Source organism: Methylobacterium crusticola, assembly GCF_003574465.1.
GTDB lineage: Bacteria > Pseudomonadota > Alphaproteobacteria > Rhizobiales > Beijerinckiaceae > Methylobacterium > Methylobacterium crusticola.
On the sequence record NZ_QOWC01000165.1, the window covers coordinates 1 to 19,127 of the forward strand.

Annotated in this window: 15 protein-coding genes; 2 read left to right on the forward strand and 13 right to left on the reverse strand. The window is 73.7% G+C overall.

Annotated features, from left to right (window positions below):
* Window positions 1-52: 52 nt before the first annotated feature.
* From DT057_RS27915 to DT057_RS27945, 7 genes are all read right to left on the reverse strand, one after another.
* Window positions 53-1,114 carry a lysylphosphatidylglycerol synthase domain-containing protein gene (locus DT057_RS27915; RefSeq protein ID WP_128565354.1) on the reverse strand — a complete coding sequence of 354 codons (1,062 nt, stop codon included), beginning with the start codon at window positions 1,112-1,114 and terminating at the stop codon, window positions 53-55.
* A complete protein-coding gene (locus DT057_RS27920) occupies window positions 1,111-1,500 on the reverse strand; it encodes a (2Fe-2S) ferredoxin domain-containing protein (RefSeq protein WP_238313491.1) in 390 nt (129 codons plus the stop codon). Before DT057_RS27920 ends, DT057_RS27915 begins: the two co-directional genes overlap by 4 nt.
* A 96-nt stretch (window positions 1,501-1,596) precedes the next feature.
* Window positions 1,597-2,613, reverse strand: coding sequence for an ABC transporter ATP-binding protein (locus DT057_RS27925; protein WP_128565355.1), 1,017 nt, complete (start codon window positions 2,611-2,613; stop codon window positions 1,597-1,599).
* Window positions 2,614-2,615: 2 nt separating this feature from the next.
* Window positions 2,616-3,698 carry an ABC transporter ATP-binding protein gene (locus DT057_RS27930; protein WP_128565356.1) on the reverse strand — a complete coding sequence of 361 codons (1,083 nt, stop codon included), beginning with the start codon at window positions 3,696-3,698 and terminating at the stop codon, window positions 2,616-2,618.
* Window positions 3,695-4,621, reverse strand: coding sequence for an ABC transporter permease (locus DT057_RS27935; RefSeq protein WP_128565357.1), 927 nt, complete (start codon window positions 4,619-4,621; stop codon window positions 3,695-3,697). Before DT057_RS27935 ends, DT057_RS27930 begins: the two co-directional genes overlap by 4 nt.
* Window positions 4,622-4,625: 4 nt before the next feature.
* On the reverse strand, window positions 4,626-5,579 hold the full coding sequence (locus DT057_RS27940) for an ABC transporter permease (RefSeq protein WP_128565358.1): 954 nt from the start codon (window positions 5,577-5,579) through the stop codon (window positions 4,626-4,628).
* Window positions 5,580-5,682: 103 nt separating this feature from the next.
* Window positions 5,683-7,290, reverse strand: a complete 1,608-nt coding sequence (locus DT057_RS27945) for an ABC transporter substrate-binding protein (protein WP_128565359.1) — start codon at window positions 7,288-7,290, stop codon at window positions 5,683-5,685.
* A gap of 491 nt (window positions 7,291-7,781) precedes the next feature.
* Here DT057_RS27945 and DT057_RS27950 point away from each other — a divergent pair, with 491 nt between their 5' ends.
* A complete protein-coding gene (locus DT057_RS27950) occupies window positions 7,782-8,816 on the forward strand; it encodes a PAS domain-containing protein (protein ID WP_162501531.1) in 1,035 nt (344 codons plus the stop codon).
* 28 nt (window positions 8,817-8,844) lie between these two features.
* Here DT057_RS27950 and trpC read toward each other — a convergent pair whose 3' ends face one another.
* From trpC to DT057_RS27975, 5 genes are all read right to left on the reverse strand, one after another.
* Window positions 8,845-9,696, reverse strand: a complete 852-nt coding sequence (gene trpC, locus DT057_RS27955; RefSeq protein ID WP_128565361.1) for an indole-3-glycerol phosphate synthase TrpC — start codon at window positions 9,694-9,696, stop codon at window positions 8,845-8,847.
* 46 nt (window positions 9,697-9,742) lie between these two features.
* Window positions 9,743-10,756, reverse strand: coding sequence for an anthranilate phosphoribosyltransferase (trpD, locus tag DT057_RS27960; RefSeq protein ID WP_128565366.1), 1,014 nt, complete (start codon window positions 10,754-10,756; stop codon window positions 9,743-9,745).
* A 47-nt stretch (window positions 10,757-10,803) separates the two neighbouring features.
* Window positions 10,804-11,424 carry an anthranilate synthase component II gene (locus tag DT057_RS27965; protein ID WP_128565367.1) on the reverse strand — a complete coding sequence of 207 codons (621 nt, stop codon included), beginning with the start codon at window positions 11,422-11,424 and terminating at the stop codon, window positions 10,804-10,806.
* Window positions 11,425-11,485: 61 nt separating this feature from the next.
* Complete coding sequence (bluB, locus tag DT057_RS36960; protein ID WP_128565362.1) at window positions 11,486-12,127, reverse strand: 5,6-dimethylbenzimidazole synthase; 642 nt, start codon at window positions 12,125-12,127, stop codon at window positions 11,486-11,488.
* On the reverse strand, window positions 12,124-16,980 hold the full coding sequence (locus DT057_RS27975) for an NAD-glutamate dehydrogenase (protein WP_128565363.1): 4,857 nt from the start codon (window positions 16,978-16,980) through the stop codon (window positions 12,124-12,126). Before DT057_RS27975 ends, bluB begins: the two co-directional genes overlap by 4 nt.
* A gap of 164 nt (window positions 16,981-17,144) precedes the next feature.
* Between DT057_RS27975 and DT057_RS27980 the strand changes: the two genes are divergently transcribed.
* Window positions 17,145-17,798, forward strand: a complete 654-nt coding sequence (locus tag DT057_RS27980; RefSeq protein WP_128565364.1) for a peroxidase-related enzyme — start codon at window positions 17,145-17,147, stop codon at window positions 17,796-17,798.
* A gap of 115 nt (window positions 17,799-17,913) precedes the next feature.
* Here the strand turns inward: DT057_RS27980 and ctrA are convergent, their stop codons facing one another.
* Window positions 17,914-18,615 (reverse strand): response regulator transcription factor CtrA, encoded by a 702-nt coding sequence (gene ctrA, locus DT057_RS27985; RefSeq protein ID WP_128565365.1) that lies wholly within the window; start codon window positions 18,613-18,615, stop codon window positions 17,914-17,916.
* Between the last annotated feature and the right edge of the window lie 512 nt (window positions 18,616-19,127).

Consider the following 19,127-nt stretch of genomic DNA (forward strand, 5'->3'; position numbering starts at 1 on the left):
CCGGCCTGAGGCGGCGGGCCGGCCCGGCGCGCGGGTCCGGCGGCGCCCCCGCTCAGGGGCCCGGCGGCGCGCCCGCGGCGACGAGGCCGCGGCGGGCCTCGATCGCCTGCCAGGCGAGCAGCGAGGGCAGGCCCAGCACCACGTCCGGCACGCGCTTGACCAGGGACAGGGCGAGCGCCGTGTGGGCGTCGATCCCGAACAGCGCGCCGAGGAGCACGAAGCCGCCCTCCTGCACGCCGAGCCCGCTCGGGACCGGGAAGGCGGCGGACTTGATGGCCTGGCTCAGGGATTCGAGCACCACCGCCTCGGCCAGCGTCACGTCCTGGATCCCGATGCAGCGGAGGGCGATCCAGATCTCCAGGGCCCCGATGAACCAGGCCGCGAGGTGGAGCAGGAACCCCTGCGCGAGCGCGAGCCAGCGGCGGCGGTCCCAGATCGCGTCGAGCGCCGCCTGGACGCTGAGGCCGGGCTCGGGTGCCGCCCCGCCCTCGCCGGCGAAGCGCCGGCCGAGGGCGACGATCCGGCGCTCGATGAAGCCGGCGCCGCCGAAGCGCTGCACCGCGAAGAAGGCCGCGAGCAGGACGGCGCTCAGCACCAGGCCCTTCGTGCACCAGTCCGCCAGGCGGGCGGCCTGCTCGCCCTCGACCTGCATCAGGAGCAGCACGCCCGCGAGGGCGAACAGGGCCTGGGTCACGACCTGGAAGAACATGTCGACCAGGATGCCGGCCGCCGTCAGGCCCCCGGCGACGCCCCAGAACGTGAGGAGCCGCGCCCCCAGCACCTCGCCGCCGACCGAGGCCACGGGGAGCAGCACGTTGACGCCCTCGCGCACGAAGCGCAGCAGCACGAACGGCCCGAGGCCGAGCCGGGTCAGGCCGCCGAGCGTCAGGGCCCAGGCGACGCCGCACAGGGCGATGATCCCGAGGCGCACCAGGACGACCGCCGCGATGCCCAGGATGCCGACGCGGCCGAAGGCGTCCGCCACCGCCCCGACGTCGTTGGCGGCGACGAGCCAGAGGGCGAGGACGATGCCGGCCGCGGCCCCGATCAGGGGGACGCGCCGCAGGAGCGTGCGGCCGAGGCCCCGGGGCCGGGGCGGCGCGGCGATCCTCATCGCGGGCGGGCCGGGGCGCCGGCCAGCGGCTGCCGCTCGGGCAGCAGGGCCCGCTCGGGCAGCAGGGCCCGCTCGGGCAGCAAGGCCCGCACGATCGCGTCGGGTTCGGCCGAGGGGGCGAACACCAGCAGGCGCCCGTCGCGCAGGGACTCGGCCGTGGCGAGGGTCAGGCTGCGCTTCGGGCACAGGCCGAGGCAGCCGCTCTCGACGACCCGGACCTTGCGGCCGGGCCGGGCCCGCTTCAGCTCGCGCTTGAGGCCGCTCCGGACCGCCTTGGCGCCGACGCCCTGGCGCTTGGCGCACTTGGCGCAGACGAGCACGATCTCGGTCCAGGGGGCGGACGCCGACCTGGCGTCCCCGCGTGCCTTCGGCCAGGCCTTGCTCACCGGGCGTCCCATCCTTCGCGGCCCGGGATGGGCCGGGGACTCGTTAGCCGCCGCGCCCGCGGGGCGCAACGCGGCATGGCGAGCCGGCCGCCCGGCCTACGCCGCCTCGCCGATGCGGATGCAGCGGGCGGCGTGGCCCGGCGCCACCGGGACCCGGGTCGGCAGGCCGTCGCGGCAGCCCGGGATCGCGAGGGCGCAGCGGGGCTCGAACGGGCAGCCCGGGGGCGGGTCCGAGAGGTCCGGCGGCGAGCCCGGGATGGTGGCGAGGCGGATCCCCTTCGGGGATTCGGGCGTGATGCGCGAGGCCAGGAGGCCGCGTGTGTAGGGATGGGCCGGGGCGCCGATGACCTCGCCGCTGGAGCCGACCTCGACGAGGTGGCCGCCGTACATCACCGCCACCCGGTCGGCGACCTGCACCGCCACGCCGACGTCGTGGGTGACGAAGATCACCGCGAGGCCGAGGTCGCGCTGCAGCTCGCGCAGGAGCAGAAGGATCTGGATCTGCACCGTGGCGTCGAGGGCCGTCGTCGGCTCGTCGGCGAGGAGGAGCTTCGGCCGGCACGCCAGCGCGAGCGCGATCATGGCGCGCTGGCGCATGCCGCCCGACATCTCGTGCGGGAAGGCGTCGAGCCGGCGGGCCGGGGAGGGGATGTGGACCCGCTCGAACAGCTCGAGGGCCCGGGCCCGGCCCTTGGCGTGCGAGACGCCCTCGTGGCGCACCACCGCCTCGGCGATCTGGTCGCCGATGCGGTAGACCGGGTCGAGGGCGAGGCCCGGGTCCTGGAAGATCATCGCCACGGTGCCGCCCCGATAGGCCGCGAGCGCCCGGCGGCCGAGACCCAGCACGTCGTGGCCGTCGACCCGCAATTGGCCGCCGATGCGGGTGCGCGCCTCCGGCAGGAGGCGCATCAGCGCCCGCAAGGTCACGCTCTTGCCCGAGCCGGATTCGCCGAGGAGCGCCAGGGCGTCGCCGGCCCGCAGGTCGAAGTCGACGCCGCCCACCGCCCGCACCGGCTTGCGGCCGCCGAGGAAATCCACCGTGAGGTTGCGGACCTCGACCAGGGCCTCGTCGAGCCCGGGGGCTGCCTCGGCCTTGCGCAGGGGTGCGTTCATGCTCAGGCCGCCATGGGAAGCTGGGGGGCGTCGGGGTGGCCGGAGCCTGGCACCGCCATGTGGCAGGCGGCGAAGTGGGCCGGCGCCACCGGGTCGAGGGCGGGCTCGCGGGTGCGGCAGACCTCCGCGGCGAACCTGCAGCGGGTGTGGAAGCGGCACCCGGGGGGCGGGTTGATGGGGTTCGGCGGATCGCCCGTGAGCGGCGCCTCGTCGAGGCGGGCGTCGGGATCGGTCGAGGGCTGCGAGGCGAGCAGCGCCGCCGTGTAGGGGTGCCGGGGCGCGGCCAGGATGGCGTCGGCCGGCCCGATCTCGGCGATGCGCCCGAGATACATCACCATGACGCGGTCGGACATGAAGCGCACGACGTTGAGATCGTGCGAGATGAACATGTAGGTCAGCCCGAACTCGCGCTTCAGGTCGGCGAGCAGGTTGAGCACCTGCGCCTCGACCGACTTGTCGAGGGCCGAGACGGCCTCGTCGAGGATCAGCAGCCGCGGCTCGAGGGCGAGGGCGCGGGCGATGTTGACCCGCTGGCGCTGGCCGCCCGAGATCTCGTGGGGGTAGCGCCCGCCGAAGCGGCGCGGCTCGAGGCCGACCCGGCGCAGGAGGTCGTGGGCGCGGGCGAGGGCGGCGCTCCCCGACAGGCCGTGGGCGCGGGGGCCGAACGCCACCGATTCCTCGACGGTGAGGCGCGGGTTGAGGGAGGCGTACGAGTCCTGGAACACCATCTGGACCTGGCGCCGGTAGGATTTCAGGTCGAGGGCGCGGGAGCCCAGGAGCTCGCCGTCGAACACGATGTCGCCCCGGTCGGGCCGGTTGATCTGCATCAGGAGGCGGGCGGTGGTGGACTTGCCGCAGCCCGACTCGCCGACGACGCCGAGGGTCTCGCCCTTGGCGATGGCGAAGTCGACCCCGTCGACGGCGCGCACCACCGGGCCCTTGCCGAACAGGCCGCCCTTCGAGGCGAAGTGCTTCACGAGGCCGTCGACGGCCAGCAGGGGCTGGGCCGGGCCGCCGCGGTCCCGGGGATCGGTGCCGCCCGCGGGGGGCGCCGCCCCCCGGGTGGGCTCTGCCGTGCCGCTCATTGGCGCACCTCCATGGCCGAGCGCAGCCCGTCCGACACGAGGTTGAAGGAGATCGAGGTCATGAAGATCATCACCCCGGGCAGGGCCGCGACCCATGGGTTGACGTAGATCGCGGTGCGCAGGGTGTTGAGCATCAGGCCCCATTCGGGCTCCGGCGGCTTCACGCCGAGGCCGAGGAACGACAGGCCCGAGGCCAGGATCATCGAGACCGAGATCAGGCTGGTGGCGTAGACGAAGACCGGGCCGAGCACGTTGCCGAGGACCTGCACGCGCACGACCGCGAAGGGATGGGCGCCCGAGACCCGGGCCGCCTCGACGTAGTCGCGGTTGCGGATCTGCACCGTGACGCTCTCGGCGACGCGCGTGATCTGGGGCACGAACACCACGGTCAGCGACACGATGGAGTTGAGGATGCCGGCCCCGAGCGCGCCCGAGAGCGCGATGGCGAGGAGCACCGACGGGAAGGCGAAGAACACGTCGATGATCCGCATGATCAGCGTGTTGACCCAGCCGCCGGCGTAGCCCGCCACGATGCCGAGGCCCGACCCGATGAAGAACGCGATCACCACGGGCAGCACGCCCATGAACAGCGACAGGCGGCCGGCGTAGAGCAGCCGGCTCAGCATGTCGCGGCCGAGCTCGTCGGAGCCGAGCCAGTAGGTGGCGTCGCCGACGTGGCGCAGCCGCCGCGCCATCGCGCCCTTGAACGGGTCCATGGGGGCGATGAGCGGCGCGAAGATCGCCGCCAGCACGATGCACAGGATCACCAGGGCCGCCGCCATGGCGACGGGGTCGCGGGAGAGCCGGCGCAGCACGCTGCCCCAGTAGCCCCGCGAGCCCTGGATCGGGAGCTCGGCCGTCTCGATCGCCGTCGCGGCGCCCCCGGCGGGATCGACGGACGCGAGGGTGGTCGGCGCCGTCATGGCTTCAGGCCCTCTCGATGCGGGGGTCGAGGGCGGTCTGCACCACGTCGACCAGGAGGTTGAGGGTGACGAAGAACATCGCCAGCACCAGGATCGTGCCCTGGAGGAGCGGCAGGTCGCGCTGGAAGATCGCCGCGTTGAGCAGGAACCCGGTGCCCGGCCAGGCGAACACGGTCTCGATCAGGATCGAGCCGCCGAGCAGGTAGCCGAGCTGCAGCCCCATGATGGCGATGGCGGTGGGCGCCGCGTTCTTGACCACGTGGCGGAAGACGCCGAACTCCGACAGGCCCTTGGCGCGCAGGGCCTGCACGAAGTCCTGGTTCAGGATGTCCCCCACGAGGGCCCGCACGGTGCGCGAGATCACCCCCATGGGGATCACCGACATGGTGACGGCCGGCAGCACGAGGTAGCGCAGGTGCTCGGGGTCCGGCCACCAGTTGCCCGAGCCCTGCGGCCCGGCCCCCGTGGGCGGCAGCCAGCCGAGGGTGGCCGAGAACACGATCACCATGACGATGCCGAGCCAGTAGTGCGGGACGCTGACCCCGAACACCGCGATGGCGGAGGCGACGCGGTCGAGCCAGGAATCCCGGGCGTAGCCGGCGACGAAGCCGAAGAAGGTCCCGAAGGTGAAGCCGATCAGGGTCGCCACCGCGGCCAGGATCAGGCTGTTGCTGACGGCCCGCGAGACCTCGGACAGGACCGGGCGCCCGGTGGCGATCGAGGTGCCGAGGTCGCCGTGCAGCACCTTCCAGAGCCACAGGCCGTACTGAACCGGCAGCGGCTTGTCGAACCCGTAGGCGGAACGCATCTGCGCCTGCATCTCGGCCGTGGCGTCCACCGGCAGGATGGCGCTGAGCGGGTCCCCGGGCGCGAGGTGCACGAGCAGGAAGCACACCACGGTCACGCCGAGGGCGACCGGGGCCGCGTAGCCGATGCGCTTGAGGATGAAGAGGATCATGGCAACCGCGCGCTCGCCGCATCGGAGAGGCCCGACCCCCGCGGGCGGGGGGCATCGGGCAGGCCCGCCCCCGCGGGCGGGGACGGGGGAGGGCCGGGCCTGCTCACTTCGCCATGGTGATCGGCGAGAAGTCCTGGAACCAGCTCTGGGCCTGGACGAAGCCCCGCACCTTCGTGCTCATCGCCCGCGGGTTGACGTCGTGCGTCACCATCAGGAAGAGCGCGTCGTCGACGAACTTCTCGTGGATCTTCCGGAGCACGCCGACCTGGTCCTTCGGCTCGAAGGTCGTGCGGACCTCGTCGAACAGCTTGTCCATCTGCGGATCGCAGTAGTAGCCCCAGTTCGTGCCGTTCGGCGGCTGCAGGCTGCACTGGGCGTGGCGGATGAAAGCGGTGAACGGGTCCTGGATCAGGTAGGAGTAGTTCATCGCGGTGCCGCCGCGGGCACTGTCGGACTTGGAACCGGCGCGCCAGATGTTGATGAGCGTGTTCCACTCCACGACCTCGTAGTCGACCTTGATGCCGACCTCGGCGAGGTTCTGCTGGAGGAACTCGTTCATGGGCAGGGGCTGCATCTGCCCGGAGCCGGAGGCCGAGATCAGGATCTTGGTGGCGACCGGCTTCGAGGGCCCGTAGCCCGCCTCCTTCAGGAGCGCCTTGGCGGCCTCGGGGTCGTAGGAGAGCTTGAAGCCCGGCTTGCCGAACCAGGGGTGGCCGGGCGTCAGGAAGCCCTCGGCGGAGGTCGCCAGGCCGCCCAGGAACTCCTTCAGGCCGTCCCGGTCGATGGCGAGGTTCGCGGCCTTGCGCACCCGGATGTCGTTCCAGGGCGAGCCCTCGGCCCGCGACAGGTGCCAGGTCCAGTTGTGGGGGTAGAGGTTGGTGACGAGGGAGAAGCCCGCGGCCTTGAGGGAGGGCACCGCGTCGGGGGCCGGGGCCTCGATCCAGTCGACCTGGCCGGAGCGCAGGGCGGCCACGCGGGCATTGGCCTCGGGCAGGGGCACCAGCACCAGCTTGTCGAGCTTCGGCACCCGCGCCTTGTCCCAGTAGGCCGGGTTCGGCACGAGCTCGGCGCGCTCGCGCGGCACGAAGCCGCTGATCTTCCAGGGCCCGGTGCCGGAGGGCGCCCGGGCGACCGCGTCCCAGCTCCGGCCCTGCTTCTCCCAGTTGGCGGGAGACGACATCATGATCCAGCAGATCTGGTAGGGGAAGGTCGCGTCCGGCGTCTTCGTGGTGATCTCGACCGTCATCGGGTCGAGGGCCTTGTAGCCGGTCACCGTGGGGATGCGCACGCGGCCCTGCGCCGACTGGCGCGGGTCGAATTGCGGGCTGTCCTGCTTCAGGATCTTGTCGAGGTTCCAGACCACGGCGCCGGCGTCGAAGGCCGAGCCGTCGTGGAAGGTCACGCCCGGCCTCAAGGTGAAGATCCAGCGGGTCCGGTCGGCGGGATCGACCTTCCAGGAGGAGGCGAGGCCCGGCGCGAGCTCCGAGGCGCGGTCGGCGCGGCTGAGGTCCCAGTTGATGAGCGCGTCGTAGGCCGTGTAGCCCATGAACCGCATGCCCTCGCCGCCGTTGTCGGCCTGACCCGTGGTGAGGGGGACGTCCGAGGCGGTCATGCCGATGCGCAGCACGCCCTGCGCGCAGGCCGGCCCGGTGAGCGTCAGCGCCAGCGCGAGTGCGGTCCCGGCCAGCGGGACGCGGTTGTGCAGCGACATCGAAGACTTCCCCGTTCGTGGTTGTTGGGACTCGCCGACTGCAAGAGGCCTGCCAGCCGCCGCCCGGAAGGCCGGACCGGTGAGAACGCGGCGGCACGCCCCAGGCGCGCGCCTGCGCGGGGGCGCGAGGCGGGCCGGCGCCCTCCCGCCGCGGCCGCGGGACCAACGTGCCTGAAAATTGTGCAGGGCGCGCAGGTGAGTGGGATCGCCGGGAATGGGCGCCGTCGCGTCGCGGCCGCGCGACGATGCGACGCGGCGTGCTGGATTCCCCCCGCTCGGGCGTGAGGGCAACCGCCGCCAGGTCCCGATCTTGCTGAATGTTAAGTTCGGTGTCGGACCATGTTATTGCTTCGACCAGCGCGGCGCGCGATCCGGACCTGCGACGGCGTGGAGGCCGGCGCGCCGGAGAGCCGTTCCGCCGGGGTCTTCGTCATGCCTCCCGTCGCCCACCCTCACGCGCGCCCGCGCCCGGCCTGCGGGAAGCCACGGGCGTGAACGCGGCGAACCTCGCCTTCTCGTCGCGCGAGTTCCTGCGGCTGATCGAGCGCCACGGGCTCGCCGGCACCTGGGGCTGGACCTTCGCCACCGACCGGCACGTCTGGTCCGAGGGCCTCTACCGGCTCCTCGGCATCGGGCCGGGGGACGTCCGGCCGAGCTACGGGGGCTTGCGCACCTTCGTCCATCCGGAGGACCGGCCCGGCCTCGAGACGGCCCTCCAGGTGATGCAGGAGGGCGCTTTGCGCGAGCACACCGTCCGGGTGATCCGTCCGGACGGGTCGCTGCGCGTCGTGGTGAGCCGCGGCAGGGTCGGGGTCGCGCCGGACGGGCGCCCGCAGCGGGCCGCCGGGGTCCTCCTCGACATCACCGACCGCGGCCTGCTGGCGCGGGCCCAGGCCGCCGAGCGGCAGCGCCGGTGGGAGCTCTTCGAACGGACCCGCAGGTTCACGGTCTCGATCACCTCGGAGGTCATGGAGTCGTCGTTCACCGCGCAGCCGGGGGAACTCACCGTGCTGACCGGCATACCGGGTGCCGAACTCAAGGAGGATGCGTTCCAGGTGATCGTCGTGGAGGAGCGCGAATTCCAGCGGGACGAGCGGATGACCGCGAAGATCGCCGGCCGCATCTCGATCGCCACCTCGACGCTGCTGCTGGCCGGCGGAGAGCGAAGTCGCTTCACGTCCGTCAGCGTTCCGATCCGGGATCTTCACGGGGCCATCGTGGAGTGGTGCGCCGTCGCGCAACCTGCCGCCGGGGCCGACGGCGCGGCGATCCCGGACCGCGTCCGCGAGGGCCTGGAGCAGGCCGTCGAGGGCCGTCACCTGCGGGCCGCCCGCGCCCTGCTCGACTGGTCGATGATCGAGCTGGCCGCGGCCGCCGGCCTGTCCCTCTCGACGGTGCGCCGCCTGGAGGAGAACGCGGAGGCCGCGGCCGCGCGCTCGCGCCACGCCGCGGTCGCGGCCCTGCGCGGCGCCGGCATCCGCTTCGTGGTCATGCCCGGCGGCAGCATCGCGGTCGGACGCAGGTGAAGGCCCCCGGCACCGCCGGGCGGCGCGGTCAGGCGCCGGTGAGCAGGCGCCGGGTCGCGCCCGCGACGTCGGCCTCCCGCATCAGGCTCTCGCCCACGAGGAGCGCGCGGATCCCGGCCCCTGCCAGGCGCTGCGCGTCTTCGTGCCCGCCGATGCCGCTCTCGCCCACCAGGATGCGGCCGGCCGGCACCATCGGGCTCAGCCGGACGGCGGTGTCGAGGGAGACCCGGAAGGTGCGCAGGTCGCGGTTGTTGACGCCGATGAGGCGGGTGCCCAGGGGGAGCGCGCGCCGCATCTCGGCCTCGTCGTGCACCTCGACCAGCACGTCCATGCCGAGGTCGTGCGCGGTCTCGACGAGGTCGGCGGCCTCCTCGTCGTCGAGGCTCGCCATGATGACGAGGATGCAGTCGGCCCCCCAGGTCCGGGCCTCCAGCACCTGGTAGGGCTCGAACAGGAAGTCCTTGCGCAGGACCGGGAGGGTGCAGGCGGCCCGGGCGGCGGCGAGGTACTCGGGCCGGCCCCGGAACGACGGCGCGTCGGTGAGCACCGACAGGCAGGCGGCGCCGCCCTCCTGGTAGGCGCGGGCGAGGGCCGGCGGGTCGAAATCCTCGCGGATCAGGCCCTTCGAGGGCGACGCCTTCTTGATCTCGGCGATCAGCCCGAACCGGCCCGCCGCGATCTCGGCCGCGAGGGCGTCGGCGAAGCCCCGGGGCGGGTCCGCCCGGGCGACGCGCCGCTCGAGCTCGGCGAGGGGCACCCGCAGCTTGGCCTCCGCGATCTCGCGGCGCTTGTAGGCCTCGATATGCGCCAGCACGTCGGCCGGCTGCGGGCGAGCCTCGTCCTCCGCCGGAGGCGGGCGCTTCACTTGCGTATCGGGCATGGCCGTCTCCTCCGTTGAGGATCGTGCGGTCGGGACGAGGACCCGGTCAGGCGTTCGAGACGACGACGAGGCGCTCCAGGACGGCCCTGGCGGCTCCCGTGTCGATCGCCTGCTCGGCCCGGGCCACGCCGTCCCGTAAGGTAGCGGCGCGCTCGGCCACAACCAGGGCGGCGGCCGCATTCAGGACCGCGATATCGCGGTAGGGCGTGCGGGCCCCGTCGAGCACGGCCCGCAGGGCGCCGGCATTGTGCTCGGGGTCGGCGCCGCGCAGGTCCTCGGGCGCCGCGAGGCCGAGGCCGACCTCCCGCGGGTCGATGGTGAAGCGCCGGATGGCGCCGTTCTCCAGGGCGACCACGGCGGTCGGCCCGGTGGTGGTGATCTCGTCGAGCCCGTCCGACCCGTGCACGGTCCAGACCCGGCGGCTGCCGAGGTCGGAGAGCACCCGCGTCATCGGCTCGGCCAGGGAGGCCGCGTAGACGCCGAGCAGCTGCGCCCCGACCCCGGCCGGGTTGCAGAGCGGCCCCAGCACGTTGAACAGGGTGCGGGTGCCGAGCTCGACCCGCACCGGCGCGACGTGGCGCATCGAGGCGTGGTGGGCCTGGGCGAACATGAAGCACAGGCCGGCCTCGCCCAGGCAGCGGGCGAGGTCCTGCGGCGTGAGGCCGAGCTTGACCCCGAGCGCCGCCAGCACGTCGGCCGAGCCCGAGCGCGACGAGGCCGCCCGGTTGCCGTGCTTGGCCACCGGCACCCCGCAGGCCGCCGTGACGATGGCCGCGAGGGTCGAGACGTTGTGGCTGCCCGAATGGTCACCGCCGGTGCCCACGATGTCGATCGCCCCCTCGGGGGCCGCGACCCGGGTCATGCGCTCGCGCAGGGCGCCGGCCGCCCCGGCGATCTCGTCCACCGCCTCGCCCCGCACCCGCAGCGCCATCAGGAACGCCCCCGACTGGGCGTGCGTGACCTCGCCGGAGAGCAGGTGGTCGAAGGCGCGGCGGGCCTCGTCGCGCGTGAGAGCGGCGCCCGTGGCGACCTTCGCCAGGTAGGGCTTGAACGAGTCCATGGCGAGGTCGAGCCCGATGCCGGCGCAGCCGGAGGGAAGGGGTCCCGTCAATGCACGGCCGGGCGCCGCTTGTCACCCCGGGCCCGCGCGTTCCAGGCGGCCGCGAGGTCGAGGAAGTTGCGCACGATCCGGTCGCCGTGCTGGGACAGGATGCTCTCGGGGTGGAACTGCACGCCGTGCACCGGCCGCCCGGCATGCTCGAGCGCCATGATCAGCCCGTCCGCTTCCGCCGTGACCACGAGGTCGGCCGGGCAGGTGGCGCGCTCGACGATCAGCGAGTGGTAGCGGGTGGCCTCGAACGGCCCCTCGATGCCGCGAAACAGCCCGTCGGCGCGGTGGCGCACCGTCGAGACCTTGCCGTGCATCGGGACCGGCGCCCGCACCACGTCGCCGCCGAAGGCCTGCCCGATCGCCTGGAGCCCGAGGCAGACGCCGAGCATCGGGATCTCGCCGCTCAGCTCCCGGACCACCTCGAGGCAGATGCCGGCCTCCGTCGGCGTGCACGGCCCCGGCGACAGCACCAGGGCGTCCGGCGCCCGCGCGCGGATCTCCGCCACCGTGACGGCGTCGTTGCGCACGACGTCGATCGCGCGCGCCAGGGGGCCGATCAGGTGCACGAGGTTCCAGGTGAAGGAATCGTAGTTGTCGATGACCAGGATGCCGGACATTGGGGACGCCGCCTTGCTGGCGGCGGTGTGGGGGAAGCGCCGGGGCGCGGTCAAGGGGCGATCAGCGCTCGACGATCAGCGCCCCGGGCGCGAGCCGCGCCTGCCAGCCGTGGCGCACCAGCTCCGGGTCGTCGTGCGCCTCGGCCGGGTAGCCGACGCACAGGTAGGCGATCAGCCGCCAGGTCTCCGGCACCGCGAGGGCGGCGATCGTCTCGGCGGGGTCGAGGATCGAGACCCAGCCGACGCCGATCCCGCGGGCCCGGGCGGCGAGCCAGAAGGTGTGGATCGCGGTCACCACCGAGTAGCGCAGCATCTCCGGCATGGTGGCCCGGCCGAGGCCGTGGCCGGCCTCCGTCGCCTCGTCGCACAGGACCGCGAGGTGGACCGGCGCCTCGCGCAGGCCCTCGAGCTTCAGGCGCCGGTAGGCGGCGGCGCGCTCGTCCGCGTAGCGCGCGGACGCCGCGCCGTTGCAGCGGGAGAAGCTGTCGAGCACCGCCCGCCGCCGGGCCGGGCTCGCGACCCGGACGAAGCGCCAGGGCTGGCTGTTGCCGACCGAGGGGCTGAGGCAGGCCAGCGCGAGGCACTCCCGCAGCGCCGCCTCGGGCACCGGGTCGGTCCGGAAGCGCCGCACGTCCCGGCGCCAGGCGACCAGCGCCGCGAGCCGGTCGCGGAAGGCCGCGTCGAACGCCGGTCCCCCGCTCACCGCTGCGCCAGGTCGCCGAGGAGGCTCGCGGCCACCGACACCTTCGAGACCGTGAGGCCCGAGGCCGCGATGGCGGCGATCGCCGTGCGGATGCGCGCGAGCGACGCCCCGCGCTCGGCGCTCCAGCGCTCCACGGCGGCCTGGCCCTGGTCGCCGCTCCGCGCGGCCGCGCTCGCCTCGGCGGTGAGCGCGCGGTGGGCGGAGGCGATCCCCGCCACGGCGCGCTCGAGGGCGATGCGGTCGAAGGTGTCGGCCACCGGCACCGCCCGGGCCGCCGCCGCGAGGCCGTTGAGGCGGAACAGGTCCGCGATGGCGAAGTGCGTCGCCGCGACGGCCGCCGGGGCCCGGCCGGCGGCGTCCGCCACCTGCACGATGTCCGGGGCCGCGCCGAGCTCGCCGAGGGCGGCGAGCCGGGAGGCGAGCGCCTCCGGGACGCCGTGGTCGGCGAGGGTCCGGGTGCGCCGGGCGAGGGCCTCGGCGGCGCCGGCCGGGAGCGCGGCGGGCAGCGCGGACGCCACGGCGGCGATCCCGTCGCGGTAGCGCGCCACCACGGCCTCGATGCCGCCGGGCGTCGCCCCGAGGTCGGCGTTGCGGATGAACCAGACCATGCGCTGGCGCAGCAGTTCCTGCAACTCGGCGTAGAGCGCGAGCTGCTGCCCGCCCGAGACGGCGCCGTCGAGGGCGTCCACCGCCCGGTTCAGCTCGGTCAGGCCGAAGGCGTCGCGGGTCACCGCGTAGGCGGCCGCGATCACGGGCGCCTCCGCGCCGGTCTCGTCGGCGAGGCGGCTGACGATGGTCGGGCCGCCGCGGTTGACGATGGCGTTGGCGAGGCTCGTGGCGATGATCTCCCGGCGCAGGCGGTGGCTCGTCACCGCGTCGGGGAAGCGCGCCACCAGGATCGGCGGGAAGTAGCGCTCGAGCTCCCGGGCGAGGTAGGGGTCGTCCGGCACGGCGCTGTCGAGGAGCGTGTCCTTCAGGGCGAGCTTGGCGTAGGCGAGCAGCACCGCGAGCTCGGGCCGCGTCAGCCCCTCGCCGCCCTGCGCCCGCTCGCCCAGGGCCGCGTCGGAGGGCAGGGACTCGACGGCGCGCGCGAGGCGGTTCTCGGCCTCCAGCGTCTGCATCAGGCGGATCGCGAAGCCGGTCTCGGCCGCGGCCCCGCGCTCGGCGAGGGACAGGGCCAGGGTCTGGAGCGCGTTGTTGCGCAGGACCAGGTCGGCCACGGATTCCGTCATCCCGGAGAGGAGGGCGTTGCGGCTCTCGGGGCTGAGGCGGCCGTCGCGCTCCGGGGTCGTGAGGGCGATCTTGATGTTGACCTCGACGTCCGAGGTGTTGACGCCGGCGGAGTTGTCGATGGCGTCGGTGTTGAGGCGGACGCCCCGGCGCGCGGCCTCGATGCGCCCGCGCTGGGTCAGGCCGAGATTGGCGCCCTCGCCGACGACCCGGGCGCGCAGCTCCGCCCCGGTGATCCGGATGGCGTCGTTGGCCCGGTCGCCGGCCTCGTCGTCGCTCTCGGCGGTGGCGCGCACGTAGGTGCCGATGCCGCCGAACCAGAGGAGGTCCGCCTGCGCCCTCAGGATCGCCTGCATCACCTCGGCGGGCGTCGCCTCGGCCCGGTCGAGCCCGAGGCGGGCGCGGACCTGGGGCGAGAGCGGCACGGTCTTGGCCGTGCGGGGGAAGACGCCGCCGCCCGGCGAGAGCGCCCGGCGGTCGTAGTCGGACCAGGACGAGCGCGGCAGGTCGAACAGGCGCCGGCGCTCGGCGTAGGACGTCGCCGGATCCGGGTCGGGGTCGAGGAAGATGTCGCGGTGGTCGAAGGCCGCCACGAGCCTGAGGCTGCGCGACAGCAGCATGCCGTTGCCGAAGACGTCGCCCGACATGTCGCCGACGCCCACCACCGTCACGGGCTCGCTCTGGATGTCGACGTCGACCTCGCGGAAGTGGCGCTTCACCGCCTCCCAGGCGCCCCTCGCGGTGATGCCCATCTGCTTGTGGTCGTAGCCCTGGCTGCCCCCGGACGCGAAGGCGTCGCCGAGCCAGTGGTGCGCCTCGAGCGAGAGGGCGTTGGCGATGTCCGAGAAGGTGGCGGTGCCCTTGTCGGCGGCGACCACCAGGTAGGCGTCGTCCTCGTCGTGCCGCACGGTGGCGGGCGGGGGCCGGACCGCCCCGTCGACGATGTTGTCGGTGATGCTCAGGAGGGTGCGGATGAAGATCCGGTAGCTCTCGGTGCCCTCCTGGAGCCAGGCCTGGCGGTCGGAGGGCGGCGGCAGGCGCTTGGGGAAGAAGCCGCCCTTGGCGCCGACCGGCACGATCACGGCGTTCTTGACCTGCTGGGCCTTCACGAGGCCGAGGATCTCGGTGCGGAAATCCTCCGGCCGGTCCGACCAGCGCAGGCCCCCGCGGGCGATGTAGCCGAAGCGCAGGTGCACGCCCTCGACCCGGGGGGCGTAGACGAAGATCTCGAACAGGGGCCGCGGCAGCGGCATGCCGTCGACCTTGGCGCAGCGGAACTTGAACGCGATGGTCTCGGGCGGCAGCCCGTTCGCGCCGACCTGGAAGAAGTTCGTGCGCTGGGCCGCCTCCACCAGGTTGACGAAGCGGCGCAGGATGCGGTCCTCGTCGAGGCTCGTCACCGCCGACAACCCGGCCTCGATCTCGGCCCGCACGGCCTCCTGGCGCGCGGCCCGGCCGTCCTCGGCCCGCGGGTCGAAGCGGGCGTAGAACAGGGCGACGACCTGCGTCGCCAGGCCGGCGTGGCGGGTCAGGGTGGCGGCGAGGTAGTCCTGGCCGTAGCGGATGCGCAGCTGGCGCAGGTAGCGCCCGAGCGCCCGCACCAGGGCGACGTCGCGCCAGCCGAGGCCGGCCTCCAGCACCAGGCGGTTGTAGGCGTCCGACTCCGCGAGGTCGCGGGCGAGCGCCAGGAGGGCGGCCTCCACCGGCCCCTCGACCGCCTCGATGGCGATGGGCCCGCCGGCGGCGCGCTCGAGCAGCATGTCGTGCAGGAAGACCTCGTCTCCCGCCCCGGCGGGCCGGATGCTGTAGGAGCGCTCGTCGATCACCCGGAACCCGAGGTTCTCCAGCACCGGCACCCGCTCGGAGAGGGGCAGGGCCGCCCCCCGGGAGAACACCTTGAGGCCGGTCCGCGTGTCGGGGTCCCCGGGCCGGCGGATCAGGTCGACCGCCCGCGGCTGGGCCTCCGACAGCTTCTCCAGGATGGCGATGTCCGACAGCGCCTGCTCGCCCGAGTAGAACTCGCGGTAGCCCGCCGGGAACGCCTCGCCGTAGGCGGCCGCCAGCGCCCGGGCGCGATCCCCGCCGCGGCGCTCGGCGAGGGCCTCCCGCAGGGTGTCGCCCCAGGTCCGGGCGAGGGCCGTGACGTCCGCCTCCAGGCGGCCGGCGTCGAGGGCGTGGGGGGTCTCGTCGGGCGTCGCGATGATGGCGTGGATGCGGGCGAGGGGGCCTTCCGGGTAGTCCGGGTAGATCGCCGAGACGCTGCCGCCCAGCGCCTGGGCCAGGTAGGCGCCGACGCGGTGCTGGAGGGCGGCGTCGGTGCGGTCCTTCGGCACGTAGACGAGGAGCGAGACGAAGCGCCCGAACTTGTCGGGCCGCGCCAGGACCCGGACCCGCGGCCGGTCGGCGAGCGACACGATGGCGAGGGCGAAGCGCAGCAGGAGGTCGGGGTCGATCTGGAACAGGTCGTCGCGCGGGTAGGTCTCGAGCACCGTGAGGAGCGAGCGGCCGGCATGGCTCGTCGGGTCGAGCCCCGCCCGCGCCACGACGGCGGCGATCTTGCCGCGCAGGTAGGGCACCTCCTCGGCGCGGCTCGTGTAGGTGCTGCCGGTGAACAGCCCGACGAGGCGCAGCTCCCCGGCGAGCTTGCCGGCGGGCGAGAACAGCTTGATGCCCACCATGTCGAGGTGGGTCCGGCGCCGCACCCGCGAGCGCAGGCTCGCCTTCGTGATGATCAGGGCCTCGGGCCGCTCCATGAAGGCGCGGATCTCCGGCGTCATCGCCACCATGGCGCGGCCGCGCCGCAGCACCTCGACGGCGGGGTCGCGCAGGAGCCCGAGGCCGCTGCCGGGCAGCCCCTCGTAGTCCCCGGCGCCGGCGCCGGCGCGGTACTCCCGCAGCCCGAGCACGATGAAGTGCCCGTCCCGCAGCCAGTCGAGGAACGCCCGGGCCTCGGCGGTCTCCTCGGCCGGGAGGGGCGGGGGCGTGTCGCCGTAGGCGGCCGCAACGTCGGCGAGGCGGCCCAGCATCGCGTCGTGGTCGTCGGTCGCCACCGCGACGTCGGCGTAGACCCGGGTCAGGCTCTCGACCAGGGCCGCGCGGGCGGCCTCGTCGTCGATGCGGTCGAGGTGGACGTGGATGAAGCTCTCGCGGGTGAGGTCGCCCGCCCCGTTCGCCGTGGTCTCGCCCGCGACCCGCAGGAGCGCGCCGTCGGGCCCGCGCTCCACGCCGAGGATCGGGTGGGCGACGAGGTGCGGGCTGGCGCCGCGCCCGACCAGCTCCGCCAGGGTGGATTCGAGCAGGAAGGGCCGGTTGGCGTTGACGGCCTCGAGCACGGTCACGTCGCGGCGGCGGCCGTCGTGCTCGATCACCACGTCGTGGAGGCGGATGTCCGAGACCGTCGCGGCGGGCCGGGCGGCGGCGAGGTGCTGGCGGGCCGCGAGGGCGAGGTCGGCCAGCGTCTCGGCCGCGTAGGCGTTGAGGTCCTCCGGCGGAACGCGGCCGAACAGGTCGCGCACGAAGCCTCCCGGACCCCGGCGCGCCTCCGCCGCCGCCGCGGCCGCGGCGATCAGGTCCGTCCGGCTGGCGCGGGCTTCGGGAGTGGCGGTCGCTGTCGAGGGTTCCACGGCCGTGTCCTCCGCCGAGGTTGGTGCGAGAGCGGTGGCACAGAGCCCCGCGCCCCGCAACCCTGGCCTCGCCGCGCCCGGCCCGAGGTCCTATAGCTCGTGCGCGACGGCGGATTCGCGCAGCGTCGCGGGACCGGCGCGGCAGGCGGCCAGGGAGGCGGGACATGACGGGGACGCGAGGGAAGGGACGGGCGGCGCGCAGGCCCGAGGCCGGCGAGACGCCGGCGCCCCAGGAGGCGGACGGCGCCGTGATGGCCCTCGACCTCGCGCCGAGCGCCGAGCTCTCGCCCGAGACGCGGGCCTACCTCGACAAGTGCCGCGAGAAGATCGGCTTCGTGCCCAACGTGCTCCTGGCCTACGCCCACGACGGCGCCAAGCTCGACGCGTTCGCGGCGCTCTACAACGACCTGATGCTGGCGCCCTCGGGGCTCTCGAAGCTCGAGCGCGAGATGATCGCCGTGGCGGTGTCGAGCGTGAACCGCTGCTACTACTGCCTCACGGCCCACGGGGCCGCGGTGCGGGAGCTCTCGGGCGACCCGGTGCTCGGGGAGCTGATGGCGATGAACTACCGCGCCGCCGCCCTGTCGCCCCGCCACCGCGCCATGCTGGACTTCGCGGTGGCCCTGAGCGAGGCGCCCTGGACGATCGAGGAGGAGGACCGGGAGGTCCTGCGGGACGTCGGCTTCACGGAGCGCGACCTCTGGGACATCGCCGCGGTGGCGAGCTTCTTCAACATGTCGAACCGCATGGCCTCGGCCGTCGACATGCGGCCGAACCGCCCCTACCACGACGCCGCCCGCGGGCCCGCCGACGCCTGAGGACGGCGCCCGCCCGCGAAGGGCGCCGGCCACCGGGACCCCGCCCCCGCGAGACACGAGAAACCCCGCCGGGGCGGGGTTCGTCGCGGGTCTCCCGGGCGTTCCGGCGGCGCGCTCAGACCGCGATGCGGTCCTCGTCCTCGGCGGGCTCGCGCAGCACGTAGCCGCGGCCCCACACCGTCTCGATGTAGTTCTTGCCCTGGCTGGCGTTGGCAAGCTTCTTGCGCAGCTTGCAGATGAACACGTCGATGATCTTCAGCTCGGGCTCGTCCATGCCGCCGTAGAGGTGGTTGAGGAACATCTCCTTCGTCAGGGTGGTGCCCTTGCGCAGGCTGAGGAGCTCCAGCATCTGGTACTCCTTGCCGGTGAGGTGGACCCGCGAACCGGTGACCTCGACGGTCTTCTGGTCGAGGTTCACGATCAGGTCGCCGGTGGTGATCACCGACTGCGCGTGGCCCTTCGAGCGCCGCACGATCGCGTGAATTCGCGCGACCAGTTCATCTTTGTGGAAAGGTTTGGTGAGGTAGTCGTCGGCACCGAACCCGAGGCCCTTCACCTTGTCCTCGATCCCGGCCATGCCGGACAGGATCAGGATCGGTGTCTTGACCTTCGCCACGCGCAAGGAGCGCAGCACCTCGTAGCCCGACATGTCGGGCAGGTTCAGGTCCAGAAGGATGATGTCGTAGTCGTACAGCTTGCCGAGATCGACGCCCTCCTCGCCGAGATCGGTCGTGTAGGTGTTGAAGTTCTCGGACTTGAGCATCAACTCGATGCTCTGCGCTGTCGCGCTGTCGTCCTCGATCAGAAGTACCCGCATCTCAGGTCCCCAAGCCCCGGCCCTCAAGGGTTAAGGCAAGCCCCCGCCGCCCGTCCACCACCGGCCCGTGGGGGACGCCCGTAACTTCCGAATCGCGACGCTATGCCGTAACGGTTAACAAACCCTGTTTCGGTCCCGCAAGCGTCTTGATTCAGCGCGTGTGGCCGAGCCCTTGGACGTTGGCGTTCCGTTCCGGTCCGGCACTCTCGTCGCGCCCCCGCGCCCGTCGGCCGCAACCGCCCCTAAGCGGCTCCCGCCATTGGACACATTCACGCGTTGTGACCTTCGCGACACGCCCCCCGGCCATCGACCGGTAACGCATCGCGAACTCCATGGTCCTCAGTGTTAAGGAGAGGGGTAAACGGAAGGTTGATGGGATCGGGCATGATTGAGGAACGCGTCAGGAACATCCCTGGTATCAACAGGATCCGGGCGCGCGGGGCGCGGGCGGGCCGGGCCCGGGCCGGCCGGGCGCGGGCGTGAGCGCCGGCGAGGCGGGCCCCGGCGCCCTC